Source organism: Leptospira sp. WS58.C1, from assembly GCF_040833995.1.
In the GTDB taxonomy this organism is placed as follows: domain Bacteria; phylum Spirochaetota; class Leptospiria; order Leptospirales; family Leptospiraceae; genus Leptospira_B; species Leptospira_B cinconiae.
The window spans coordinates 1446561-1473509 of sequence record NZ_CP162137.1 but is presented as its reverse complement, the minus strand read 5'-3'; the positions used below and the strand labels follow the sequence as shown (position 1 = coordinate 1473509).

The following is a 26949-nucleotide window of genomic DNA, read 5'->3' as shown; positions in this document are numbered from 1 at the left end:
TATGATAGAGTTACCAAAGGATGTAGTTATCCTAAATATCCTTTACCGAGGCCGGAACCAGTAGTCATAATTCGATTTGAGCTACCTGCATAGGCTACCGCAACAAACATTCCTAATTCAGGAGACCAACAAACCGACTGCCATGCCATTTCATTAGCTCCTGATCGAAGTGTCCAGTTACTCCCGTCGGGACTAGTCATCACTCGATTGCTAATGAGCAAGTAAGCCACAGCTACAAAAATTCCTAGCTCTGGAGACCAACAAACGGAGGTCCATTGATTATCTGCCGCACCTGTCCGCCCCACCCATGTAATTCCATCCGCACTAGTCATTACATTACTGCCACTTCCTGATGCTACTGCAACGAACAAATTCAACTGAGATGACCAACAAATTGAGGTCCAATTATTGTCCGCGGCACTCGTTCGACTTGTCCAATTTATTCCGTTAGAGGAAGTCATCACTCGATTGCCTGTACCCGTATTGGCTACTGCAACGAACAAATTCAACTGCGGCGACCAACAAACAGAACTCCATGAATTATCTGCTGCACTTGTTCTACTAATCCAAGTTATGCCATCAGAACTAGTCATTACTCGATCGCCTGTACCCGTATTGGCCACTGCAACGAACAAATTCAACTGGGACGACCAACAAACAGAACGCCAAGAATTATTAGTCGCACTTGTTCCACTAATCCAAGTTATGCCATCAGAACTAGTCATTACTTGGTTACCAGTACCGGAATCACTAATTGCGACAAAAAGATTCAACTGAGGGGACCAACAGACAGATACCCATGTATTATCTGTAGCACTTGCGCGAATTGTCCAAACCATTCCATCACTACTAGTCATCACTCGATTACTAATACCACTGTTTGCGACCGCTACAAAAAGATTAAGTTCAGATGACCAGCATACAGAGGTCCATTGATTATCTGCCGGACTTATTCTCATTATCCAAAAGTCAGTCATCCAACCAGCAAATCTTTTCAAAGGAATAACACTCTTCGCTCTCGCGTCCAACGCTTTGGCAGAAGGAGCAATCGAAGTAAAAGGAGAAGACCAATTTGGAGTATTAGAAAGTTGTGATTGAGGATCGAACTGGTTCTCTAAAAAATTTACTTGGTTCTGTAATTCATTGTCGTTTGCATACAATCGAGAAAACTCGGTTCCGAATAATAGACCGTCATCCGGAGTAGTGCGAGTAAAGATAGTATTTGGGTTATTGTTTGGAATCGTCATTTTCCTATACCATTACGAGTTGTCATAAATCGATTTCCTGAACCAGTACTCCCTACAACTGCAAAGATTCCTAATTGCGGAGACCAACAAATAGAAGTCCAAGTATTGTCTACCGGGTTAGTATGTATTACCCAAAAATCGGCGAACCACGCTGCCATATTCTTCAGAAATGTTGGCACTAAAGATTGGACCAAAGAATCAAACGCTCTTTGGGAAGATGCAAGATTTGCCTCCAAAGGAGCGCTCCAATTAGGAGTGTCAGTCACATAAGTTTGCGGATCTAGAGCAGTCAATTGATCTGGCAAAGCTCGATCATTCGCGTAGAGACGGGTATATTCTATTCCGAAGAGAAGTCCATCGCTCGGGGTGAACCTATTAAAAATGGTATTTGGAGAAATCTGAGGTATTGCCATGATAGTTTCAGTTTTTCTAATGTATTATTGCTACAGTATATTTATCCTAAATATCCGACCCCTAGACCGGAGCCGGAAGTCATAACTCGATTGCTATTGCTTCCTGAAGAGACAGCAGCAAAAATGCCTAATTGCGGTGACCAGCAAACTGATTCCCAGGAATTATCTGCGGCACCCGATCGTAGACTCCAATTGGTTCCGTCAGGAGAAGTCATTATATAATTACCTGTTCCAATTTTTGCTACCGCAACGAACAGATATAATTCGGGAGACCAGCAAACGGAAGACCATAGACTATCTGCCGCGCTCAATCGGGAGGTCCAATTAATTCCATTAGGAGAAGTCATGACACGATTGCCTGTTCCATTAAGAGCCACCGCTACAAACAAATGCAACTCGGGTGACCAACAAACGGAGCGCCAGTTATTTCCCGGAATGCCGGTAATAGTAGTCCAGGTAATTCCATCAGGGGAGGTCATTACCCCACTGGTCCCGCTACCCACGACAACGAATAAACTCAACTCGGGTGACCAACAAACGGAGTTCCAGGAAAAATTCGAAGTGATTCGAGAGGTCCAAATAATTCCGTCAGGGGAGGTCATTACTGGATTGGTCCCGCTACTACCCACAGCTACGAACAAACTCAACTGAGGAGACCAGCAAACGGAATTCCAGTTATTTTCAGGACTGACTCGAGAGGTCCAAATAATTCCGTCAGGGGAGGTCATTACTGGGTTGGTCCCACTACTACCCACAGCTACGAACAAACTCAACTGAGGAGACCAGCAAACAAAAGACCAAACGTTATTTCCTGATATGGGTCGAGCAGTCCAATTGACTGCATCAGAAGAGGTCATAGCTTGATTATTAGATGCTGTCACTCCAACTGCGACAAACAAGTTCAATTCGGATGCCCAACACACTGAAGTCAAAACATCGGCTGCCGGGGTTGTCCTCAACACCCAAAAGTCAGTCATCCAACCAGCAAATCTTTTCAAAGGAATAAGACTCTTCGCTCTCGCGTCCAACGCTTTAGCAGAAGGAGCTATCGAACTAGAAGGAGAAGACCAATTTGGAGTATTAGAAAGTTGTGATTGAGGATCGAACTGAGTTTCTAAATAATTAACTTGGTTTTGCAGCTCATTGTCGTTTGCGTACAATCGAGAAAACTCTGTTCCGAATAATACACCATCATCTGGAGTGGTGCGTGTAAATATTGTATTAGGATTGTTGTTTGGGATCGTCATCTGCCTATTCCATTTTTGGAAGTCATTATCCCGCTATCATTTGCTACTGCCGCAAACAAGCCCAACTCAGAAGACCAACAAAGGGCCGTTCCTAAAAAACCCTGTACTTTTCTCAGACACCAATTGACTCCGTCTGAAGATGTCATAATCCCGTTTCCCATAAATCCACCCGTAGCAAGAGCCACAAATAAATTTAGTTCTGAAGACCAGCTTACAGAAGTCCAATAACCACCGTTCATGACGCCATTGCTCTGCCAATTGACTCCATCGGAAGAAACCAGTATCTGATAGCCTACACCGTAACTAACTGCCAGGAATATTCCAAGTTCCTTCGACCAACAGATAGAGCGCCACTGGTCTCCTGAGACATATCGAGATGTCCATACGATCCCGTCTGGACTTGTCATCACACCCATGTCAATAAACGTACCGACAGCAGCGAACAAACCTAACTGGGGAGACCAACAAACTGAACTCCAATTATTATTTGCGGCACTTACACGACTTATCCAATTGATGCCGTCAAGAGAAGTCATAACTCGGTTACCCGTTCCTGAACTCGCAACCGCTACAAATAAATGCAATTCGGATGACCAACAAACGGAGGTCCAATTATTGTCCGCAGCACTCGTTCGACTTGTCCAGTTCGTGCCGTTCGAACTTGTCATCACTCGATTTCCAGTCCCGGATTTCGCGACTGCTACAAAAAGATTCAGTTCAGGGGACCAGCAAACAGAAGTCCACTGATTGTCAGGGCAACTATTCGCCCCCCAATTGATCCCGTTTGTGGAACTCATACTTCGATATGTATCTGAAACACCATCTGACACAGCCACGAACATTCCAAGCGAAGGAGCCCAACAAACCGAACTCCAAGCACTCGTAGTCGGAGATGTTCGGCTAGTCCAAAAATCAAGTATCCAACCCGAAAAGGTATTCAGAACTCGTTTCGCTTTTAAATACGCCGCCTTCACAGAAGGAGCTAAATTCGTTGGAGGATTGGACCAATCAGGAGCATTAGTAATAAACGAAGTCGGCAATAATTCATTCTGCAAATCCGTTACTTGAGCTTGCAGCGCATTATCATTTGCATACAATCGCTCGAATTCAGCGCCAAACAACAGACCATCATTATGTGTGTTTCGATTAAAATTCGTATTTGGAGATGGATTTGGAAGAGACATTATAATGGAACCTCCCTTAATTTGAAATCATAGATTAAAGTAGAGTTCTTTGGTTTGTCCGGAAAAGTGTCTTTAAAGATCGGAGTCCCTTCGGATAGGAATACTATTTCATTAATATTCTCTCCGTTTTCTTCGGTAAAACCTATATTGATCGTATATTCTTTCGTGCCATCCGGCAATTGCTGGATACGCACCGGTTTACGAACTAATTCATTCGCAAGTTGACCGGAAGAAGGAGGAGGAATTACATTCCCTCCACTACCGATAGCTGCTTCATCGATAATATAATTTGCCTGAGGATTCCAGTAGGTTAAACCGTCAAAAAGACCTGTCCCGTCCCACGTTTTAGTTCTTTTCGTTCTCGCACCTTCCCTCGAATCCAAATACACAAATCGTATTTTTGTTTTTGCGTAAACCCCTGCCGGGCGAATTAAATCCACTGCCTTTGCAAGTAGCGTAGGTACTTTTAGATAATCCACTTCGCCCTCAATTTCAATCACGAAGGATGCAGGTCGTTTCTCATCCGGATCAAGCGGATCGTTTCCATCCAATATACCTTGATCATCTAAAAACAATTCGGAATCCAGGTAGAATTCTTTCGGAATAAATACGGCTCCAGTTTCGAGACCGGCGACATTCTTTCCAATTTCTATAATTTCAGGAAGAGTTCCCTTCGCCAAACGTTTGCTAATTGCAATTAGTATAAATAGACGATAGATATCGTCATCATATCCGGGCTCCCTAGTTTCATTTACCAAAGAACCAAGTTGATCCAAATTTACTCCGGAAGCTAAATAAATATGTTCAAGATCTTTAATAGCCTGTAGCTGGATTTCTATTTCATCGAATTCTGCCGAGATAATTTTCCAAAGTTTTCCCAACCAGGAATTTTCATCCCGGTTTAGAATGGATTCAGGAAATTTCTTGAGTAATTCTATCGCGCTCATGGTGTATAGTATACGCTTATATTAGATGTGAAGGTCTGGGCATATTCGGAAGGACCGATCGCTAATTTGGAGATCCAAGCTGGATCCGGGGGAATGGTTCCGAAAGCAGTGAAAGACAAATAAACCACGATATCATCTATCCCTTTGATACCGTCGAAGTTTGCAACGATCTGCCATGCCACGACATCTGCTCCCAGATCAAGCCCTGGATATTCGATAGATTCGGATCCGATTGTGTCGACTCCTCCTACAAGTTGAATAACTCTGGTTCGAACAATATCTGCGTTTGTAGCGGTCCATTCTGAATTTTTTGTTATCTTAACGGCAACATAAACATTCTTAGCGCTAGGAATGGCCCAGTTCATCGTATGAGATTGCCCATTCGCATCGGTTACCGTTTTTGTACGCTTATTTGGTCCATCGACCGCAAAGGTTTCTATTCCCGCCGGCTTAGAATTGAAAATGGCTTCCGCAATACTCTGTCTATATAGATCCTCAGGATCCCCTCCGGAAACAAGCGGCGGAGTCCCGACCACTACGATCTCTATCGAATGAGGCGGTCTCCCTTCATCCACAGTACTCTTTACATTTTCGTAAACAAAAACGGATGTAACTCCATTAACACCTAATATAGTCTCTCTTATAGCAGGTAAGGAAGATCCACCGGAAGCTCCCCGATCTTTATATCTTTGTCTTAACTCCGCATCAGATTCGATCGGCCCTCCCCCCGTAGATGGAGCAAAATTAGTAACCGAATTGATTCCAGGTAGTTGAGTCACGATCTCCGTAATAGTCCCTGCAGCAACGACTGTCTTTCCACCTGTCTCTATACTACGAAAAGCAAAGTCAGTTCCAGCCGCGTTCGTGATGAGTCCCGGCTCAACTACTTCGAATTGAATTCCGGTGGGAGTTTGAACAATAAAACCGGAAGAGACTTCTGCACTTAAATCACCAAGTATTTTCAAAGTGACGGTGGATTTTCTTGCCGGGATCCGGGAAAGTCCACCCTGAGCGACAATCCGATCCAACTGAACTCCTTCGGCTTGGTTTATAAATTTTGAATAATATGTTTCTTCTAATCCCTGCCAAACTTCGTCAAATTCTCTTGCTACGTTTTGAAGAATAATCCCCAACTCACCGTAAGGAGATAGATCAATTTCCGGTCCAAAGTTCTCTTCCAACTTGGCTCGATCTTCCAAGGCTTGGAGAATATCGGCATATGATTTGCGAATAAATCCCTGAGGAGTAACTCCAAAAGCCATTATACTTCTCCTGAAACTGAATTCGAAAGAGTACCGAATTTACTTTCAACTTTAAATTGGATCGTGACTTTCCTTGCCTTAGGATCAAAATCGGCATCCAAAGAAAGAATATTAGTAACTGCCGGTTCCTTTAGAATCGCTTGTCTGATCTCCGCAAGGAAACCGGGACGAAAGAATATTTTTTGGTCCACTAAATTCAACCAATCCACCCCTTCGTTCGGAGCCAGATACCATTCTCCTAAAAACATCTTCAGACGATTTCCTAAAATTTGGCGAAGAGCATCAATGCCTTCAAGCATAACCAAACGTCCTCTATTCGGAGATAAGTCGTTTGCACCTTGGCTTTTCGTATAAACTAAATCGTTATTCTCAATTTTTAATGTTTTCATAATATAATGAAAAATCCCTCAAGACAATTGTGGCAATGGAGTCGCAGTAGACCCAGCACCGGCAGTTACTCCACTATGTTTATGGCTATTGAATTTATCTTTAATCTCTCCAATGGAAAGCCCCCCTTTGTCTGATCCGGAAGGAGAAAGATCCGTTTCATAAACCACATTGCCCCCTACTTCTCCTTCAACAGTCAAATCGCCAGTCACTTCCACGCCATCAGGGCCGATCGATAGTTCGGTGGAGCCAACCTTCAATGTTAACTTACCATCTTCGAACTTGATCATATTTTGCGGCTCGGACCAACCTTGCTGAGCAATACGACCGATCAAACAGGCATTCTCTAATCCGAAAATTTTAGAGTCCGGTCGGACTTCCTGCTTCCTTCCACTTCCGGCTAAACTATTAGAAATATCGAATGTAGAAAAGCCTACCCAAACCAAATCACCTCTTTGATAAAAAGGTTTAATATAACAGTCCTGTCCGATTTGTACGTATTGCACTGGGATCCCGGGGATTACTGGATAATTGGAGACTTCATCCAATTCATTTTTCTCTCTTACTAAAGGAAGTACATCCGCTCGCATTGCGCCGGCGTCGAAGGACTCCACTTGGCAGACCATACCGAGCTGCATTCCTCTTCCTTTTTTATCCGTATACCGATCCAATAATTCTGCGAAACTCATGCCGGTATTACCTCGAATTCACAATTCGCGTCGCCAAAGGTAGAAAAGTTCTTTGTGCCTTTTACGATCTTAGCCGTCAGATTTACGTCCTTAGATTCGATCTTAACGATCATTCCGACACAAAGAGAATAGAGAAATAAGGTCTTGATCTTATACCCTTTCGCGGTTTTTTCGGGTTTTTCCAAAAGTCCGGAATAAGAATTTAGCAATGTTACTTGTTTCTTTTTGGAATTTTTCGGCTGGAGAGTTAATAAACCGTTCCGGAAATAGAATTCAGATTTGGTATCTGATGCAATCTTTCGGATGGAATCGCTAAAACCTCTAACTGTAATCGAATCATAAGTTTTATTCTCTCCCAATTCGATCTCACCTGGATCTATACCAATACTTTTACATGCATCCTTGATCACGGAAATGGCGGATGACTTTTTATAACTCTTATTAACGATCGCAGTACTCCATTTAGTCGTAGAGTCCGAGATCTTTACTTCTAAAATTCTATCTACTCCACTCTGGGAAACTGAATAATTAATTGCTTCTCCCAGCACAACGGTACCGGAATCTTCTTTATATCCGGCACTAACCGTCACTTTTGGGAATATTTTTCCGGATCCTTTTTTCTTTGCTTCAAAGACACGGATCGTTTCCGGAGAAGGATTATATAATTTCAAAGTAGCGGATTGCAGATTCCCAATTTTCTGTTCCTGAGTGAATTCTATGGAAAAAGGAGGATATGAGAATTCTCTTCCCCCTATTTTCACTTTTGCAACTCGATTAAAGAGCGTGCTCATTCTTCCACGGACCTTCCAAGGATCAAAAGGATATCGTTTCCGAACATTTTCTGATTTACGATCTGGCCTTGTAATACGCGATTCTGCTCGATCTCTTGAGGATTTAACGGAATAATTAAACGGTTAATGCCCAAATTTTGGATCTGAGCGTCGATCAGCTCTCTCGCATAACAGATCTTAGTCGTAAATAGGATATTAGCATTGGAATCCAAAATCGTACATGTATAAAAATCGGCCCTTTCATTATACAAAAAACGAAATGAATAAGTCTCCCCTATTGTGAAATCTTTCTCTATAGGAATTTCGCTCGAAGAAATGGGTAAATATTCAAGATCAATCATTCTTACAGCCCGCCGCAGATATTTTTATTGGCACCTGCACTTCCAGAAACTTGTTTTGTAGCCGTGGCGGTAACCCCTGCCTTTGGTACCGGAGATTTCAGGGTAACTTCTACTTTTCTCGGTTCGGCTATGACTATCTTTTTCAATTTCAGGTTCAACTTGCGCCCGTCGCCGAGGTCAACTGCTTGTTCTTCCGAAACCGATTCAATAATCAGGTTTTCTACTATTTCATCGTAAGAATAAAAGGCGATAATCACCTTCTTATCCATCCAGTCGTAAAGAAGCGATAAACGTTCTTTAACTTTTTTGTTTACGAACGATAATGGGTCTAATGGATCCCAATCGGAATCGGAAATGATCGCAGTAAGAGAGACTCCGATCGGTTCGTTGGTAACATGATCGGTTATATCGGATCCCTTCTCCACCGCATGATTTGTTGCATTAGCCGTGCGGTCTTTAGAGATAGAAATAGTAGAATCGAATATTAGGTCGGTTCCATTACCCTTTAAATAAGTTTGGGTCCGTTCTCCATAAAATAAACTCTTGGCTCTTTGAACAATGGCAGGCATATTACGTAATCGCTAATCCTAATTTTGCGGGTAAAATATCTTCGGATAGCTCGTCTAAAGCTCTCATAACTGCTTCTTTTATTTCCGTTCCGGCCTCATTCGGACCGGTAACATTAACTATTAAAGTTCCAACAACACTTTGGACTACAACGGAACCTCCTCCCGCCCCATTCGGGATGATTTTCCCGGAACTCCCCGGAGTGAATAATTCGGGTCCTCTTTCTCCGACTAAGTATGACTTTCCTGCGGAAACAACTCCGCCGGATGCTCTGGCTCCGCTTAGACTGGCTAATATTCCACCAGTGCCAGATTGCGCGGAACTTCCACCCACGATGTTAGAAAGAGATTTTGCGGCTGTTAAAACCCAATCCGGTATTAACGCCTTCCAATTAATGGAAGAAAATGCAGTAGTTATAGAACTCACAAAACCTATAACACCACTTTTGATTTGATTGAAATAGAAATACAAAATTGATATGGGAAAAATAGCCATAATCAGGTATTTTCCATATGTATTAGCGAAATTTAATAAGGAATTGAATGCACTTTTGATCCAATTGATCCCGGCCGCAAACCATTTTACGGCATTTTCCTTAAATTTCTCGAAGGGTCCGAAAAATTGTCCTATAACCGATTCGCCGCCTGTGATCCATCCATATAGATCCGCAATTATGAGAATGATTGCGGTGATAGCCACCCACCACCAAGAGAATGTCCCGACCAATACGAGCAGGATCCCTTGGAATATACGCGTTAAAACCACGGACTGTTTTATATAGTCCATGAAGTTAACAAAATAACCTAATATAGTAGCGAATAGTTTAACGAAAGGAGTCAGGATCGGGAGAAGCAAGTCTCCAAATGCCAATGTCAAGTTGCCGATTGTTGCAGCTAATTGTTCTTGAGCTCCTACGTTTGAATAGGCATACCGATTGTATTCTTCCTGTATCTGCGCATTCTTTTCTAAGGCTTTGGATAATAATTCTCTTCGTTTGGTTTGAGAATTTAAGTCTTCTCCATCCCCTATTGTCTTTGCCTGCTGAATATACGCAGAAAGAGCCGCATTATTCTTAAGAAGGCCGAGGTCTCCAGTTTCGATAAAGTTTTTAGCCTCATCATATAATGAAGAAGTTGCTGCCCCGGAAATTTTAGAAAGTTTTTGAAAACTTTCCATTGATTGTCTCACGAAATCAATGGAATGCCCGTATTGAAGTGCATCTTTCGAAGCAGTTAACAATTCGCTTTCAGAAGCGAACCCGTTGGATTCTTTTTTTACTTTTGCTATCGTTGCGGCAAGAGCTTGGTATCCCTGAGCACCGGTCAATCTTTTAAGCTCCATTCTTTGCTTTTCCAAAGCTTTCGCTGCATCTAAATCGATGAATTGAGAAGGAATGCCTCCAGGTAAACCCTTAGTAACGTTTCCAAGTTTTGCCCATTTGGATAGACTAACATCGGCGATTTTTGAAAAATTCTTTTTGAAAAGTTCCGTACTCGACTTGAAAGAAGCAGATAAAGAATTTCCTATCTTCTTCATCCATACTGTAGCGGTCTTTCCCCAAGAATTCAATTGATTGAAAGCACTCTTATAGAAATTATTTAAACTTTTTCCCCACGACTTAACTTCTGCAGAAGCGGACTTAAATGCCTTCGTTAATTCCTTTCCGAACGAAGCTTGCAGTTTTTCAAATTCTTTAGCAAGCTTTTGCATTTCCTTTATCCAGTCTTCGTTCATGAATTATCTTCCGCGTGATTTATTCGCAGCCTGATTCTGCTCTTTGATCATTCTATCTACTAGTATATTCGCTTTTGCTAAATCTCTTGGGTGCATTTTGCAAGCCTCCGAATAAGTAAGAATGCCGTTTACGACCGGCCTCCATATCGAGATTTCCTCGTCCAGCTCCCGCTTTAGTCGAACTTCCTCAAGACGGTTGATTTGCAAGAGACGCTTTACCGTTTCTTGCTCCATTTTCTGGCCAGGAAAATCCGGGCTCCAACTCCCCTCTAAGAAATCGGGGAAGAATAATTTCCCACACCTCCTCCAGTTCCCGGATCCAAGATTTCAATTCAGCCTGCTGCAGCACTGTGGCTTTTCCATCTAGACCCAAAGGCCCATCAATCGATAACTTGGCGGCTCCTTTTCCAGGAAAAACTACGTGATCGAAACAATATTCCAGTATCACCGAAAGGTCCATATTTCCATCCGCGATCTTGAACATTTTAGATTTCAATTTGATCCATTCTTTCGAGCCCGGGTGTTGGAGAATATATTCCTTTCCGTTAACTTGTATTGTTTCTTGGTAAGACATGTTATGATTCCTTTATTTCTTTTTTTGAATAGAACTCGCTTTCCTTACTTACTCTGAAGATCCGTAAAGCGAGTCTAATTTCGTTCAGCCTAAATGTGCTTTATTTAGATCTGCGCAGGTCAAAACCCATTCTACTCCACTCTCTTCGACACCGAATTCCTTATCGGGATCGGTCGTGACCCAAGCTTGACTTGCAACCGCTACGAATTTTCCGTCTGAATTGTTCTTTACCATCACTGGAAAAGTGTTGGGAAGGTTTTTGACCAGATCCAAGAATGCGTTATCCGGAGAAGTCCCCTTCAAAGTAAAAGTGATTTGTCCGGAAGTATTATTGTTCTTTGTTCTGGAAACTTCTCCCCTTGCGCCCACATGAGTTTTATAAATCTCATTTTCAGCTCGTTTGACGGAAATGAATGTACCGTCGAAAAATCCCGATACCAATCTTCCGGAAACGGAAAGAGTAACCTGGTTTGGATCGTATGTTCCTAAAAATTTATCAGCCATATTATATTTCCTTAAACCGTAATTAAGCCGTTAACATTTACTTTATGAATTGCGCCGGCGAGATAGTATACAAATCGAACACCTTTCAATTCCCTATTCGCTCTATCATTAACGGAAATATCCGCCCTTCTTGGAACGAATACCTGGCTCATATATACTTTATCGTCCGATAATTTCAGATCATACTCGGAGGATGCCCTTGCAACGATACCTGCATCACCTGCTCTCTTCAAAACGTTACGCACTACACCTTCCACCTGAGCGATGCCTGAATCATCCAAAGCAATTTTTTCATTATTCAGAAATAGCGAAAGTAGGTCTGTTTGGAGCTGGTCCTCGACCCAGTCCTGTCCAACGATCACATCAATAAATTCTCCGGAAGTGGTCGTGCCTTCATTTACGTAAGTTGCTCCGGCCATCTCCTGCAAAGCTTGTCCCTTACTAGTGCGAATTGTAGTCAGTTCGGTCTTGGTAAAGCTGGAAGCATTTTGTCCGTTTAAACGTTTCCATTTAAAAGTGGTCGATCCGGGTTGTTTCGGAATATTCTGCCCAACCCAAGCGCACTCAGGAAAATCTCCAGGCGTATTATTATGGATCAGATACGCTTCTCTATCCACGTTTCTGGAATCGAGAGAAGTAATATCAGACGAACATCCAAAGAAAAATTTCTTATTTGCGTTCGCCCAAGTACCAGCCGCATTCAAATCCGCTTTGGCTCTTGAAGTGATGCAGACCGCATAAAAATTATCATCAGATTCACGAAGTTCATCCAAGGCATCCGAGATAGTATCGGGCGACACCACGATCATGATATCTTCCGGCTTAGGCGACTGCGCAAACATTACTGCTGCCATTTTATAAACGTCATCTGAGGATGTAAATCCAGCAGAGGTAAGATCAGTTAGATCAGACACAATATACTTTTCCAAAGCGGTGGCGGAACTATCCCCTGCTTTTAAGATAAGCGGTCGAAACGATTTTTGTGTTAACCCTTGGGTCCCCCGAGTGATATCTATTATGATATCATTAATAAATGCCATTTGCTAAACCTCTATTTCCAGATTTTCATTATGACTGCCGAATTCTTCGGTAATTTGTATTTTGGAGATTGTCTCCGTTTCTTCCGAGTATTCGAATGTATAATCAAATCGAATGTCGAACCCGACCTGATAAAGCCAGGTCGAATTTTGAAAAACACTTTTGTCTTGAATATTAGTAGCGATAAGACGGGGAATGATCGAATATTCGGTGCAGAAAGAGCGATTATCAGGAGCCCCGAACCAATGAAATACATTCATAGCAGCGACTCTTGCGTTCTCAAGATTCTGAGTATCAAAAAAATTTAATGAATATGTATCCTGGTATTTTTCGAACCGAGTCATAACTACGGTTGTAGGATCTCCAACCTTCTCCGCTTGAGTATGAACGTTTCGATAAACCGATTCCACTAAACAAGAAGTTGATCTGTATACTCCAAGCGGGTAAGAACTTTGCTCTTCGTCAAATCGAAGCAAAGTTACCGAAGTATCCGATTGAATTCTTTGAAAGATAGTTTCTACAACAGTGCCAGGAATCATCTAAGATCAAAATCTCTCTCTTATTGGTTATTATACCGAAATCTTCGACAAAAGACACAATTTCCAAAAAAAGACAAGTAATTGAAATTTTAAATTTTATTTTTCGAAAAAAAATAAATCTATTTATCTATTTTGAGATATTGTATCCTTTTTAATGAATTAACGACATTTAATGGAAGCTTAGAGTTAAACAAGTAAAAAAAGGGTCCATTTAATCGAATAATTTTCAGAAAATTCGACAATTTTATGAAATGTGATTTAAAAAACAAAGTTTGTTATCGAAAACGAGTAATGGAGTCTGCTTTTATTGGGTCGAAAGCAGTCTCTTGGTTAGAAAAGCGATTAAATTATGAGAGAATAGAAACGGCAACGCTTTGGTCTAAAACGCAATAGCATATGTAACCTTGAGAATGAGTCGAGATCGCCGACTCTATCGTTGCATAAAACTCTAACCAAGCCTGATCTGTCCAGGTAGCATTTAAAACAGTGCATCCGGCACTCGCCATTTCGACAAACTTAGATGAGCCACTTTTAGCATGGATATTGATCGCAAAAAATCCAGTCTGGGATACAGAAAAGGATTCATCTTTCCATTTGAACCATGGTTTCGCATTTTGGTGAGGGGCATATCGGTTAACGGTTACTTTTGCATATTGATTTAAGGCTTTATGCCCCTTATGCATACCTAACTTATATTTATAAACCCCTTCTGCAATTCGGGCAGTTCCAGCCGGATTCATCGGTTGATTTAACCAATAACGTCCCGGATCGATCGTACATGAGTATACTTTGAATTCCAGAGATTTATTCACAATCCTGATTAAAAATAAAGCATCATTGTATTCGTTAATGGCGTCATTATTCGCCTCAATAATGCCATTCTTAAAATTAATTCCTCTTACTCCGAAAATAACCCATCGATCATAAAGTAAGCCGTACTTTTTAGAGCCATATGCCATAAGGCGCTTTACGAATTTCTTCGTATCCATTGTTCCTCGTTTACGCAAGATTGACATATAAAATTCCTCTACGAGCAAGTACTGCTCAAATATCAACAACGATGGCGTAAAATAATTCTTCTTCAAAAATCATGTCAACTAAGATCTATAAAATCCGCCCCGAAACCAAATAGAATAGCAGATAAAGAAGATTCTCGGAAAATTATTGTCATCTCCCGTTGGATAATAAAATCCTTTCATGCGCTTTCTACTCTCCTCCGCCTCCCTGCTCCTACTTGCATTTTCCCTTTTATCCAAAACATCCGAACCGGCGGATCCTTGTTCCAAGATCAAAAACAAAAACGATCAGAAAAAATGTTACATGAACGAGTACCAAGTCGCTGACAAAGAATTGAATCTTACTTATAAAAAAATAAGGGAAGGTCTATCCGATCCCGAGAAAGAAGATTTAAAAAAATTGCAAGTGCTTTGGATCGGATACAGAGACGGGATTTGTGAAGGTCCTATGTATTCTTCGGATGAATCTGGGATTGAAACGATCATCTGCAAGACTGGGACTACTGCAGAAAGAACCAAATATTTACATCATGTTTGGAAATTCTCCACGGTATCTAAAGAAGGACTTGGTTCTTATACGGATGGCTTCGGTGGAAGTTTAAAACTTTTTCGAGATACCTCGAGTAACGAAATCCAATTTTCTCTGGAGGTTGTGAGAGGTCCTACTGCTCATCTGGGAGAAGTAAGCGGAAATTGGACCCCGGCTAAAGAAGGAAAATGGATTTGGGCTTCCACACCAGGATGTAATTCGGAAGATCCGGACTGCTGCTTATTGGAATTCCAATATTTTCAAAATAGGATAGAGGTGGAGGAAATTTCTTGTTCCGCGTATCACGGAGCAAGGGCTTATTTCGGGGGAAGTTATAGATATGAATTTAAACAAAAAAAATAGAATGCATAACAGTTTGACTTCTAACTAAAATCGACTAACCATCTTAATTGTTTAGAAGTTTCTTATATATGAATTATATATAAGTTATTTATAACAATTGCATTCTCTTTGCTCATTGATTCGTATTTTATATTTTCACTTCTTGTTACGCTCATATTTTTAGTTTCTTCTTGCTCTACCTATACTGCTCCAATACATTCGCCGCTGTTTGGGAAATTTTTGTAATCCGATTACAACTTTTTTTCGAACGAGCTTACAGATGAAAAAAATATTTGGAGATTCCTATGCGATTCTTTTTGTTAGTCTTGTGTTTAAGTGTGTTCTCTATCGGTCTTTGGGCGGATTGTCCGGACTACATCACACCTTCCAACCCGCCTAGTTTTTCGAAACCCACCAAAAGAAGTTTCCGTAATTTCGGAAATACGATATTGGCCGGTCTATATGTACCGTATCATATGGTCTATGATACGATCGTAAAATCCGGATCGAATGCAACTATGGTCGGCAAATTCGACTATGATGCCGTATTCCATAAGGATTTGGAAGGTGAATACATCCATGTTTATATTTACGGAACCGCTATGAGCGGCTGGAATTATGTGGGTCGGTATACTACGAACGGCGACGGAAAGATCACCGCAAACTTAGGGGTCCGAGCAACGGGCGACTATATTGTTCGTATGGTGGTGGAAGGTGATCTTTCTAGCGCTGACGGTTATTTGACCGTCGCAGATCCCGGTCGCCAAACGGTTTTATTCGATGTGGATGGAACCTTAACCAAGAATGATTTCGAGTCTATTGCCGATTATGCCGGCATCAAAATTGCGGATACTTATTATTACGCTCCCGAAACTGTAAATGCATATCGTAACAAAGGTTATCAGGTTATCTATCTGACCGGTCGCCCTTACTGGAATACCAAGGATACACGCGAATGGTTCCCAATAAAGGGGATAAAATCATGGCATTATCATCCTCATTCGGAATATTGGGGCGAGAATGTACAGTCTTATAAAACGGATTATATCAACTATTTGCGCAATACCGTAGGCTTGGATATTATCCGTGCGTACGGAAATGCGACTACTGATATTGCGGCTTATGCTGCAGGCGGCATTCCGAAAGCGGATACTTGGATCATAGGAGAGCATGCAGGGAAAGAAGGAACACAGTCCATCACGGGTAATTATTCTCTTCACTATAATACCGTAGTCGCAAGTACTCCTCAATCCGCATCTTGCTACTTGTAAAAACGTATAAAAAAGTGCTGAACCGCTCCCAGTTTAGATAAACAATCGAACTTAGGGCAAATCGGAGACCTAGACCGGGGAAAGTATAATCAATCACTTTCTCTGGTCTTATACTCTTCTATGTCGATCAACGCATGGTATTTGCGGATCACTTCCTCGTCGAATCCAGAATCATGATTGAGGTCATTTAGAACATCTCTTTGGAATTGTAATAATTCCAAATATACGTCTCCGTATTCTTTTCTTTCTCCCCTATGAATGCCGGACATTCCCTTGAGCTCTTCCTCGAAATATCCCAATTCCGTTTTTAAACGAGAGATCAGATTTTTGAGATGTTTATTCTTTTTTGCACCGGTATGATTTTTTTCTTCCAAATACCTTAACGACTCCGAAGCCAATCTTTTTTGGATCATCACCTCCTGCTTATGGACCGGAACGGGAATTTGAAAATCCATTACGTTCAATTTCCGTATCAACCAAGGAAGAGTGAGTCCGTTAAAGATCATAGTTGTCAAGATCACTAAGAATGTGATAAATAGGATCAAATTCCGATAAGGAAAAGGAGTTTCTCCGTTTATATAGATCGGAATAGAAAGCGCTGCCGCAAGAGAAACAACCCCTCGGATCCCTGCCCATCCTAAAACGATAGGGATTTTCCATCCCGGATTTACTTCCGTGACTTCTATAAAATTGCTCATAATCCGAGTAAAACCGGAGGTACAAAGAGTAATGATAATCCGAATAATGATCAAGGCGAATGAGATCACCAATCCGTAGACGATTGCACTGGTAATACTAATATCTCCCAATTGATTTACGATAGAAGGTAACTGCAAACCGATCAATAGGAAGATAAGCCCGTTTAGAATGAATACGATACTATTCCAAACATTCACGCCTTGGATACGGCTCGCATAACTCAATAAACTTTGGCGTTTGCTAGACAGAAGTAGCCCGCCACAGACCACAGCAAGAACTCCGGAAACATGAAAATGTTCCGCCAAGTAATACATACAATACGGAGTCACAAAAGTTAAAACGATCTCTATACTCGGCGTAAGAGGAAGCCAACGATGGATCCCATAGAATACAAGTCCTACCGTTAGACCGATCAATGAACCGGCGATTACCACCCAAATAAAACTGATTGCAGCTTCTTGTAGATAAAATTGTCCGGTGACTGCAGCCGCCAATGCAAAACGGAACACGATCAAAGAAGAAGCATCGTTCAATAAACTTTCTCCTTCTGCGATACTCACAACGGACTTAGGAGCCTTTGTTTGTTTCATGATAGTAACGGAAGATATAGAATCGGGAGGAGAGATAATCCCTCCTAATAAAAATCCGATCGCTAAAGTAAATCCCGGAATGAGAGAAGTGGAAATCAATGCAATCGCACAAGAAGTAATGATCACGATCGGAAACGCAAAACCTGCGATGATCCTTCTCCATTTCCAAAATTCTTTCCAGGAAATTTGCCAAGCAGCTTCGTACAGTAATGGCGGAAGAAAAATTAGAAAAACAAGTTCCGGTGTGATGGTAATATTTTGGAAAAATGGAATGGCGCTGACCACAAGACCTCCGATCAATAAAACGATCGGATACGCAAGCCCTAGTCTATCGGCAATCACAACCAATCCAAGAATGATCAAAATCAGATATACATATTCGACTAGGATATTTTCCATCTTTTCCTGTTTGAGAGAGAGATTTTACAGATCATCATAAACCTTTTCATCCGCTCAACTACTTTACAATCTAGTATTTTTCTCTTCGGCAGTTTGCTGTTGACTTCTCTTGCTGATCCAGAATTCTTTGGTGTGCTCAAATATTACTCTAGTCTAATTTTCATCGCCTCACTTTGTCTATTCGCCACACCCGCAGAAGCATGGTGGAATCATTTTCTATTCAATCGACCGGCTCTCGAAGTTATGCCTGAATTGGTATCCGCTCCTAAAGTAAAAGTAGAATCGCTAGAAGACTTTTTACTGAAAGAACAGGACAAACTGATCCCTCTTATGAGGGATATGGAGAAGGAAGCGAATCTTAGCTACGATACAAACGCCCCACTTCCGGAGGCTCTTGGATTCAAAGGTGGAGATAGAAAGACGATCCGAAATCAGTTTCTACGAGCGCTCAGGGTGAACACCGGAACACCGTTAGGTTATTTTTTGCAAAATCTTCCAGGAAACCCCATGCCCGGAAAAAAATCAGATCCGAACACGGTCAGTCTCAACGGAAAAAGGGATCTCAAGGAAGATTACGAATTTTATGATATTCGAATTGGAGAACTTGTAAGTCCTATCGAAGTTCTTGCAACCGCAGGTGACGAACCGGATTTCGGATTAGATCTAAACCTATTCGAGGATAATGGAGAAAGTTTCGGAAAAGAGTACGGTTTTGGAATACAGTCTTTCGGTGATCCTAAGATCTATTATGCAACCCAGGTTCCGTTTCATATAGGTTATTACCACGAATCTCCTATCATTTTTGCCGCGGCTGGATTTTTAACCCGGACCTATCCAAAATACAGAGTATTTCAGTTTATGACACTTTCCCGTTTTGCTTTTCAAACGGGACATTCCTATTGGGGATATAGGTTTTTAGGCTGGGGGATGCATTATGTTGCCGATCTTACCCAACCCTATCACTCCAGAGTTCTCCCGAATTTTGGGACGATCAGTATGCTTTGGATCAATCTAAAAGCGATCCTTGGTTTCGAAACCGCCAAAAACGAAACAATTGATAGGATCTCCAGCCGACATACCACCATAGAAAAATATCATTTTAGTACATTACGAAATGCGTATCGAACTAAAAATTTCACTCATCCATTCATTGTAAATTTGAGACAAACCGATCTGGACAATAGCTACGGTAAGTATGACAATTCCTATCTAGTAAATATAGTTGCAAAACAAAGTTACGATATTTCCGATCGGATCGATACTTTAATTGACGAATCGAATCTGTTGAATGGATTTTCGGAAGGGAAACTTTTACCTGCGATCAATCAAAAGTTTTTGGGAGATTTAGATTCAACGATTTCCGAACACATGAAAGGTGTGGGTTCTCATCTCCGGAATTATGTTAGAGCAGGATTGAACTAGGAACGTTGCTTTGTATTTTTCTCCTCTTAGCCGGAATTAATTCCGGCTGCAAAACGGGCATGTTCCTTCTAATTTCCCTGTCCCAAAGCGAATCGTTCTAAAAACAGAATAGTTCGAACCTGCTCTAATATCCCACACCTAACTCACGTTATGATATAACCATACGTCTTTCCGTCGTCTGCAGGTGTTACACAAAGATATTCACACCTTATGCACAATTATAATATTCGTTAATAATTATATCATAAAGTATACATATTGACATAAATTTATAAATATTGAATATTATGCACTTAAATAATATTAAGATTTTATTGAACAAGCAATACATAAGGGCAGAATATCGCCTCCTCGATCATAGGAGTAATCAGCATGAGATTTCGAAAAAACGTCGCCGACCTAACGAACGAAGAACGCCTTAAGTTCGTGAACGCGGTCTTATCTATGAAAAATAGTAAAGATCGGATCTACGATAATTTCATAAAATTCCACCAATTAGCTCTGAGTCCGACTCCGGGAATTTCACCTAGTAATACAGATTATAAAACGAATGCAGCACATCATTCTCCTTCTTTTCTTCCCTGGCATCGTGCAATGATTTTTGAATTCGAGAAGGAACTCCAGAAAGCGAGTGGAGATCCAGAAATGTCACTTCCCTATTGGGACTGGACTATAAGTGATTCGAGAGCAAACATTTTCCTAGATCCTAAGTTTATGGGGACCAAGATTAATAGTGGGGATCAATTATCCAGAATAACGGGCCCTTTTAAAGACTGGGAAGTAATTGAATATAATTCGAAGGATAATATATTCGATAAGACGGGTTCATTTTTAGAAAGATCCCTCTATTGGGAATCCGGCCCATTTCCAACGAAAACAAAGATCCGGGATGCTCAATTAATAGAGAAGTATGATGGGATATTCAAAGGTCTGTGGAATAATAGCATCGATTCTTTTTTTCGCACCTATATGGAAATGAATCTGCACGACTATATTCACGATTGGATCGGGGGAGCCATGTCTAATACGAGTACTGCCCCAAATGATCCAGCTTTTTTTCTTCATCATTGCAATGTAGATCGCTTATGGGCGCAGTGGCAGGACAAATATCCGAATTCTAAGTACGTACCGCAAAGTGGAGAGACTGAGGGACAAAACTGGAAAGACGAGTTAGTAGGTCTCCCAGGATGGACACCGGAAAAAGTATGGGATTATAAGTCTCTCGGCTACGAATATAAAGCACTAGCTACAGACCCAATTTATCCATTCTCATCTTGGGAGGGGGAAAATGCAGTCGGCATAACTTCACTAAAAGAGAAATACTATTTTTCTTTTACTTATCCGAAAGACCATGGAGCTTATATCGGAACGGCAAGCTATGAACCGAAATGGGATTGGTTAGATCAACGAGAATTAGATAGTAAATATGGAATCCGTCCGGCTCCATTCGGTTCTGGAGTAATCGTAGCTTGTGTTAAAGAAAAGGGGGTTTCGTTCTTCAGCTATAGCCCGGAGAAATCACTCCAAACATTGTCCGAAAGTCAGTTTACGGATATCAAGGTAATACAACCCATCTATTTAGCCGAATTCAATGGAAAAATTTTTGCGAGTATTATCGGAGAAGATAATGGGGCATATATAACCAGTTCGATCGATGGCCGAACATGGACTAAGCCAACAAGGATCTATGGAAGTTGGCAGACCTCTAAATCGATGGTACTGACCGCCTTTCAGGATAAACTGTTTTTATCTTGGGTTGGCAACCCTTTGGGAGACATTTTAGTCGGCTGGTCGAATGACGGGGATAACTGGTCTACCAGCGATATGGTTTCTCCCTTAGGTCTTTGGAGAACATCCAATCCACTTGGTCTTGCCGCATTTAAAGGGAAACTCTTTCTAAGCCAGGTGGGTGCCGGACTTTTAGGTGTAGATATGCATATTACCTCTTCCGCCGACCCTACAAAGAAAGATACATGGAGCGAACCGAAACGTATATTTTCGTCTTGGAGTGCAGGACGCGAAATGAATCTTACGAATGTAAATGATGAAGCGTTATATACTACCTTCACCCAAAGAGGCATTTTCTTTGCCGGTGGTATGTATTACGCCTTCTCGTTTGATGGTGTAAATTGGCCGGAATCTCCCACTCAAATATTTACAGACAAATCTAGCTTTCATGGGATCGGAATGGCCTATTCGAATAAGAATCTTTATGTTGCAGCCAAAATTCCAAGCCAGCAATCTCTTTCATTCTCTCCCATAAAACTAAATGCAGAACCTGTGAAACGTGTTTTCGGTACTTTATTGGGATGGTGGGAGACTTGGAAGGCGATCCTATTGACTCAACAAGATTCTAAAAGAATCTTTTATTCTTTCATAGGTAAATTCGATGAAGTACGAGTCGGCGTTTCTGAGGATGGAGTAAATTGGCCTAATCCGGTCGAAATTCCCGACTGGAAAACCACTTTGCCGATATCGGTATGCTCCCATAAAGACTACGTGTATGTTGGCACTGTAGGTAGAGATAATATCGCAAGATTAGCGTGGGCAGACTCCAAACTCGAATGGAAGAAAGAAAACATGCTAACAATTTTTGGAGCTTGGAATACATATAGAATGGTGAATTTAATTAGCTACAAAGATATTCTATATGTAACTTTCTCCGGGACAGAAAGATTAGTATTTGGTGCTTTAGAAAATACCGGCTTTTCGGAAAAGGCATCGTTGTTTGGCGGATTTACTTTAATTACATCTGCGACTCTTTGTGTGTTTGAAGAAATGCTAATCGCGACCGCTGTAGATGACGCCAACCGGGTCCTGTACAGCACCTCCATAGATGCAATCAACTGGACTAATCCAGCTCCGATAGAAGGTATATCTACCAAGCATGAGGTCTTTCTCCAAGAAATGAACGGAGAAATAAGATGCACATATCTTTCCTTAAAAAATATTCCCGTATGTGTTCGTATCGAATCTTTGCAATGACATAGTAACTTAACGAAAAACAAAGTTACGTTGCCCCAGCACTAGAGACGCATCCATTGTCGGAGGGACTCATCTTTTTTCGATCATACCGGATTCATTCAAGCGGGAAAAAGAATATTTATGCTATTCTGAAAATAGCCCTAAGACCTGACATTTTCAATCGGTATGTCGGATCTCACATTCTATTCTTGGTAGCGTATGAAAAAAATACTGATCGTCCTAGTCTCCGTCTTATTATTACTTACTTTTTGGGTGTTTTCCACTCCTCCCCATGAATACAAAAGGATCCCAAATTCGGATTTTTCTTTTGAGACGGTAATTTTCAGGAGCCCGGATCCAAAACGTCTTTCCGATTTTTATAAGACCGTATTTCGTGCAACGGAAGCGAAAAGTACGCCCAGTTGGATACTTGGAGATCCGCTCTCTTCCGTGATTACACTTAGAACACCGGGTTATCAGGGCGAAGGCCCATTATTAACGATATTAAAGTCGAAGAAGCCCAATCTATCAACCTCCGCCGCAAATGACCTAGGTTACGCTCATATCTGTTTCGAAACGGATAATGTTCCGGGTCTTATCCGAACGATCCAAAAAAACGGAGGAAGGATAGATAGTCGTTTTGAAAATTTACAAAAAGTTCCCGCAATCTATGGAAGGGATCCGGATGGGAATATATTCGAGATCCACATTCCGTTTCCGACTCCCCTTAGTCCAAGCACAATATTCCGAAGTCTAAATTCGTTCGTACGGACTTACTTCAAACTGGATCCCCCGAAAATGGACGAGATCCGATTCCTTCATGTAAATATTAATTCCAAGGATTGGACCAAGGCTCTTTCATTTTATAGTAAAGTATTGGCAGCGAATCCCACAGGTTTCGAAAGGGATTATAAGGGAGACTTTATAGAAAATCTAACCGATCTCCGAGGAATAGAAGTCAAAGGGCGCCATCTTTCATTACCCGGATATGATGAAGGTGGACCCACCTTAGAGATCTTTACCTACAATACTTTCAGTGCAAGAGGCCCATTAAGTAAATCTGATATAGGAAAAATAGCCATAGGATTCCGTGTTTTGGATTTACGTTCATCAGTGAATAAAATACTACAAGAAGGCGGGATCAAATTGGAAGAACAAGGCAATACTACAATACTCAAAGATCCGGAGGGAAATCTCCTCCTTCTTTCTCAGAATAAGTCCACCCTAGACAATACACCCCTGAGAAAATAATCTTCCAAAAACCGAAAGTTATCCGCCAGAATGACTGTGCGCCTACCCGAGAGTAATGGAGATCCTCGGCGAATAAACACCGCGCCAGGGATAGTAGCGGCATACTGCGCCGCAACATAATCATGGTGAGGCGCAGATGCAAGCGGATAGCCCGGTCCGAGCGATTAAAGACTATATGGGGGGAACTTTGAGTTGTTCGCGAGGAGGCGCCCAAGATCTCCAATCTAGTATATTCCATATATTTAATATAATAAACATTTTGTAATATTCGGATTTTAAATATATGGACTGTTCGTTCAATATTTTTATCATAACAAATGCTTTAAAAAGAAAAAACTTTAGATACTTAGAAGAATCTTGGGCAAAAGTAAACGATTTATAAGTACACACCGTTTAATATCCCACACACATATAAAAGTATCCGTGATTGATTGGGAATTCAATGGAGAGAATTCAAAATGTTTAACAGAAGGAAAATGAAAATTTTTTGTTCTGTATCGGTGGTCTTTGCTATATTAGCAAGTTGTTCCCCTGAAACAGACCAAGCGTATTTACCTTTCTCACTTCCGAAATCGGCAAAGTCCGCTTATCGGTCAGTGATGTCTTTGGCTGTGCCAAGCAGTCCTCCGGTCGTTCCTCTAAGTACGAATGGAAGATATATCGTAGACTCGAACAATAACCGCTTCAAATTAAAAGCGGTGAACTGGTATGGAGCCAGTGATACACGACAGGTAGTGGGGGGTCTGGATAAACAACCTATTTCTCATATTATTTCTTTGATCCAGGAATGGGGCTTTAATTCGGTTCGTTTACCTTTTTCTAATGTAATGCTCCATGATGCGAATATTGTTCCGAACGAATTTGTGGCGGCTAACCCGCAATTTTTCGGAAAAACGCCTCTACAGATCTACGATGAGACCGTTGCCGCTCTGACTGCAGCAGGGATCGTTGTTGTATTGAATAACCATACCACTTTCTCCGAATGGTGCTGCGGTTTCGACTATAACGGTCAATGGTATCATACCGGATCTTCCTTCGCATATAATCAAACTCCCGAAATGTGGAAAGCGGATTGGGTATTCTTAGTGAATCGTTATAAGAATAACAAGTTAGTCGCTGCTGCGGATCTTAGGAACGAAGTACGCACCCAACGTTTTAACGATACACATTTGCCGAATAGTCCGAACTGGGGTTGGAATAATATTGACGACTGGCGTAAGGCCGCTCAGGAAGCGGGAAATGATATCTTACGCGTCAACCCGGACATGGTCATCGTAGTAGAGGGAATCAACTGGTGGGGTGCGATCCCTATTTTAGGTTCCGGAGAACGTCCCCACTTAAAACCGGTTCGTGATCTTCAGGTCCATATTCGTAATGTAAATAAACTTGTATATGCAGCCCATAACTACGGTTTTATCGGACCGAAACATAACGGTGACGACGGTACATCCGGAGGAAATATAAAATATAAGGATATGGATGCAACTACGTTCCGAAACACGATCACTGACGAATGGGGATACGTGGTTGAACCGGATACAGTAACAACGGCACCGGTTTGGGTGAGTGAATTCGGAGCTTCCCCGGGAGAAACCAACCCAGCCGATCGAGAATGGTTTAAAAGATTGGTGGATTATTTAATCGAGAAGGATATCGATTTCGCATTTTGGCCTCTGAACGGAGAAGATGAATGGGGACTTGTAACTTCCGATTGGTCTCAAACCAAAAGAGGCAACTGGAGAGATGAACATATGGATCGCCTTCTTGCTTCCTCCGGTAAAACAGGATCGGTGGCTTATGTGGATCATTTGACCAAGATCGGATTTAACGGTGTAGATGATAACGTAAGTACGATTGACAATGATTGGCTTGTAGGAGCAAACAAAGGGACCTGTCCTGACGGAGAACGTCTATTAGGTTTGAGCCGTGACCAAAGAGCTCTTTGTAGTGATACTAAGTACGGAAAACTTTGGCATGCAGACCGTGCAATCAATGTGCAAGCAGTGTATGAGACTACTACTCGTTATCACGGCACAGGTGACTGGGCCGGCGGATTTACAAAATACGAATGTCCAAACGATTATTATGTTGCAGGAGCGACCAAACATTCTTGGGGAACAAGCGGCATCCTTTGCGCACATAGTAAGGTACCTCTTGCAAACTCTTGCCGCACCGTTTGGTTCGATAGAGGAGATAACCGTTCTTCTCAGCGTGGAGGAGACTGGGCGCCAGGTTCTTACAAAGGCCAATGTGCCGACAGCGAATACGTAGCCGGAGTTGCTCAAAGAGACGGAGGAGGAGCCGCACTACTTTGTTGCTCTTCTCCATTGAGCGGAGAATTACCTTTAGTTTATAAGGCAAAAAATCTTTCTCACCGTACCGGATTTGCTGAAGGAGACGCTTGGGTTGTAACCACGGCGGATCATTGGGCGGATCATATCATCTACGGTCCGTACGATAGAGGTCGTTGGGGAACGGGCAACAAGCGAGCGGTATTCCGTATGTTAGTGGATGTTACAAACGCGAATAACGATAAAGTCGTTACAATAGACGTTTTCGACGGCCAAGATGTGTTGGCAAGAAGGGATGTTTATAGACACGAGTTTGCAGGTCCAGGCCAGTACACCAACTTCTCGTTAGATTTTCATATCGCACCGGATAAAGCGGATCGCCCTATGGAAGTTCGTGCTTGGTGGTTTGATACTTCTTACGTGAAAACGGAGAATGTCACCATTCAAAATCGATAGTAACAAATTACCGGAATTGATTCTTTTCGGGAATCAAGGGGTCGCAATCTAATTGAATGGATTCAGGGAAAGCGACCCCTCTTTAGTGAACATTCAGAATAGAGTAAATATTTTCCGCAATCGATTCCGGTTGAAAGGTTACCGGAATCTTTTTCTCAACTAGCGTCCTTGGCTATTGGTGAGAAAAAAGTCCCAGCGTTTCACCACACTCACTTTTATCTTAAAATTTGCTTGTCCAAAACCGTTTTTAACTTC

25 protein-coding genes are annotated in these 26949 nt (G+C 41.7%); 7 read left to right on the top strand and 18 right to left on the bottom strand.

The window, feature by feature from the left end; genetic code table 11:
- Positions 1 to 26: 26 nt before the first annotated feature.
- Genes AB3N61_RS06690 through AB3N61_RS06675 form a run of 4 tightly spaced genes read right to left on the bottom strand, consistent with a single transcriptional unit; the run spans position 27 to position 3704 of the window.
- On the bottom strand, positions 27 to 1247 hold the full coding sequence (locus AB3N61_RS06690; protein WP_367898839.1) for a hypothetical protein: 1221 nt from the start codon (positions 1245 to 1247) through the stop codon (positions 27 to 29).
- Positions 1244 to 1660 (bottom strand): hypothetical protein, encoded by a 417-nt coding sequence (locus tag AB3N61_RS06685; protein ID WP_367898838.1) that lies wholly within the window; start codon positions 1658 to 1660, stop codon positions 1244 to 1246. The genes AB3N61_RS06690 and AB3N61_RS06685 overlap by 4 nt, the downstream gene beginning before the upstream one ends.
- A gap of 41 nt (positions 1661 to 1701) precedes the next feature.
- Positions 1702 to 2907, bottom strand: coding sequence for a hypothetical protein (locus AB3N61_RS06680; protein ID WP_367898837.1), 1206 nt, complete (start codon positions 2905 to 2907; stop codon positions 1702 to 1704).
- Positions 2904 to 3704 carry a hypothetical protein gene (locus tag AB3N61_RS06675; protein WP_367898836.1) on the bottom strand — a complete coding sequence of 267 codons (801 nt, stop codon included), beginning with the start codon at positions 3702 to 3704 and terminating at the stop codon, positions 2904 to 2906. Before AB3N61_RS06675 ends, AB3N61_RS06680 begins: the two co-directional genes overlap by 4 nt.
- Between AB3N61_RS06675 and AB3N61_RS06670 the strand changes: the two genes are divergently transcribed.
- Positions 3694 to 3975 (top strand): hypothetical protein, encoded by a 282-nt coding sequence (locus AB3N61_RS06670; RefSeq protein ID WP_367898835.1) that lies wholly within the window; start codon positions 3694 to 3696, stop codon positions 3973 to 3975. The two genes, AB3N61_RS06675 and AB3N61_RS06670, sit on opposite strands and share 11 nt — an antisense overlap.
- Before the next feature lie 115 nt (positions 3976 to 4090).
- Here the strand turns inward: AB3N61_RS06670 and AB3N61_RS06665 are convergent, their stop codons facing one another.
- The 13 genes from AB3N61_RS06665 to AB3N61_RS06605 all read right to left on the bottom strand — a co-directional run bounded on the left by AB3N61_RS06665 (position 4091) and on the right by AB3N61_RS06605 (position 14453).
- On the bottom strand, positions 4091 to 5038 hold the full coding sequence (locus AB3N61_RS06665) for a hypothetical protein (RefSeq protein WP_367898834.1): 948 nt from the start codon (positions 5036 to 5038) through the stop codon (positions 4091 to 4093).
- Positions 5035 to 6300, bottom strand: a complete 1266-nt coding sequence (locus AB3N61_RS06660) for a baseplate J/gp47 family protein (RefSeq protein WP_367898833.1) — start codon at positions 6298 to 6300, stop codon at positions 5035 to 5037. Before AB3N61_RS06660 ends, AB3N61_RS06665 begins: the two co-directional genes overlap by 4 nt.
- Positions 6300 to 6689, bottom strand: coding sequence for a hypothetical protein (locus AB3N61_RS06655; protein ID WP_367898832.1), 390 nt, complete (start codon positions 6687 to 6689; stop codon positions 6300 to 6302). Before AB3N61_RS06655 ends, AB3N61_RS06660 begins: the two co-directional genes overlap by 1 nt.
- 18 nt (positions 6690 to 6707) lie before the next feature.
- Entirely contained in the window at positions 6708 to 7376 is a 669-nt protein-coding gene (locus AB3N61_RS06650) for a Gp138 family membrane-puncturing spike protein (protein ID WP_367898831.1), read from the bottom strand.
- Positions 7373 to 8167 (bottom strand): phage protein, encoded by a 795-nt coding sequence (locus tag AB3N61_RS06645; RefSeq protein ID WP_367898830.1) that lies wholly within the window; start codon positions 8165 to 8167, stop codon positions 7373 to 7375. The genes AB3N61_RS06650 and AB3N61_RS06645 overlap by 4 nt, the downstream gene beginning before the upstream one ends.
- A complete protein-coding gene (locus tag AB3N61_RS06640; protein WP_367898829.1) occupies positions 8164 to 8508 on the bottom strand; it encodes a phage baseplate plug protein in 345 nt (114 codons plus the stop codon). The genes AB3N61_RS06645 and AB3N61_RS06640 overlap by 4 nt, the downstream gene beginning before the upstream one ends.
- 2 nt (positions 8509 to 8510) lie before the next feature.
- On the bottom strand, positions 8511 to 9077 hold the full coding sequence (locus tag AB3N61_RS06635) for a phage baseplate protein (protein WP_367898828.1): 567 nt from the start codon (positions 9075 to 9077) through the stop codon (positions 8511 to 8513).
- A gap of 1 nt (position 9078) precedes the next feature.
- Positions 9079 to 10809, bottom strand: a complete 1731-nt coding sequence (locus tag AB3N61_RS06630) for a hypothetical protein (protein ID WP_367898827.1) — start codon at positions 10807 to 10809, stop codon at positions 9079 to 9081.
- Between the two features lie 187 nt (positions 10810 to 10996).
- On the bottom strand, positions 10997 to 11383 hold the full coding sequence (locus tag AB3N61_RS06625; RefSeq protein ID WP_367898826.1) for a hypothetical protein: 387 nt from the start codon (positions 11381 to 11383) through the stop codon (positions 10997 to 10999).
- Positions 11384 to 11467: 84 nt separating this feature from the next.
- Complete coding sequence (locus AB3N61_RS06620; protein ID WP_367898825.1) at positions 11468 to 11887, bottom strand: phage structural protein; 420 nt, start codon at positions 11885 to 11887, stop codon at positions 11468 to 11470.
- 11 nt (positions 11888 to 11898) lie between these two features.
- Positions 11899 to 12927 carry a DUF3383 family protein gene (locus tag AB3N61_RS06615; RefSeq protein ID WP_367898824.1) on the bottom strand — a complete coding sequence of 343 codons (1029 nt, stop codon included), beginning with the start codon at positions 12925 to 12927 and terminating at the stop codon, positions 11899 to 11901.
- Between the two features lie 3 nt (positions 12928 to 12930).
- Positions 12931 to 13401, bottom strand: coding sequence for an LIC_12616 family protein (locus AB3N61_RS06610; protein ID WP_367898823.1), 471 nt, complete (start codon positions 13399 to 13401; stop codon positions 12931 to 12933).
- A gap of 410 nt (positions 13402 to 13811) precedes the next feature.
- A complete protein-coding gene (locus AB3N61_RS06605; protein ID WP_367898822.1) occupies positions 13812 to 14453 on the bottom strand; it encodes a hypothetical protein in 642 nt (213 codons plus the stop codon).
- Positions 14454 to 14661: 208 nt separating this feature from the next.
- Here AB3N61_RS06605 and AB3N61_RS06600 point away from each other — a divergent pair, with 208 nt between their 5' ends.
- Together AB3N61_RS06600 and AB3N61_RS06595 are read left to right on the top strand one after the other, a co-directional pair.
- Entirely contained in the window at positions 14662 to 15372 is a 711-nt protein-coding gene (locus tag AB3N61_RS06600) for a lysozyme inhibitor LprI family protein (RefSeq protein ID WP_367898821.1), read from the top strand.
- Between the two features lie 284 nt (positions 15373 to 15656).
- Entirely contained in the window at positions 15657 to 16622 is a 966-nt protein-coding gene (locus AB3N61_RS06595; protein WP_367898820.1) for a lipin/Ned1/Smp2 family protein, read from the top strand.
- Positions 16623 to 16711: 89 nt separating this feature from the next.
- On the opposite strand, the gene AB3N61_RS06590 is transcribed toward AB3N61_RS06595, so the two are convergent.
- The gene (locus tag AB3N61_RS06590; RefSeq protein WP_367898819.1) at positions 16712 to 18310 is read right to left on the bottom strand and encodes a Na+/H+ antiporter; all 1599 of its coding nucleotides are present in this window, start codon (positions 18308 to 18310) and stop codon (positions 16712 to 16714) included.
- Between the two features lie 243 nt (positions 18311 to 18553).
- Here AB3N61_RS06590 and AB3N61_RS06585 point away from each other — a divergent pair, with 243 nt between their 5' ends.
- The 4 genes from AB3N61_RS06585 (at position 18554) to AB3N61_RS06570 (ending at position 26694) form a co-directional block, all read left to right on the top strand.
- Positions 18554 to 19732, top strand: coding sequence for a phospholipase (locus tag AB3N61_RS06585; protein WP_367898818.1), 1179 nt, complete (start codon positions 18554 to 18556; stop codon positions 19730 to 19732).
- A gap of 444 nt (positions 19733 to 20176) precedes the next feature.
- On the top strand, positions 20177 to 22717 hold the full coding sequence (locus AB3N61_RS06580) for a tyrosinase family protein (protein ID WP_367898817.1): 2541 nt from the start codon (positions 20177 to 20179) through the stop codon (positions 22715 to 22717).
- Between the two features lie 198 nt (positions 22718 to 22915).
- A complete protein-coding gene (locus tag AB3N61_RS06575) occupies positions 22916 to 23947 on the top strand; it encodes a VOC family protein (RefSeq protein ID WP_367898816.1) in 1032 nt (343 codons plus the stop codon).
- A 458-nt stretch (positions 23948 to 24405) separates the two neighbouring features.
- Entirely contained in the window at positions 24406 to 26694 is a 2289-nt protein-coding gene (locus AB3N61_RS06570; RefSeq protein ID WP_367898815.1) for a glycoside hydrolase family 5 protein, read from the top strand.
- The last annotated feature ends 255 nt before the right edge of the window (positions 26695 to 26949 follow it).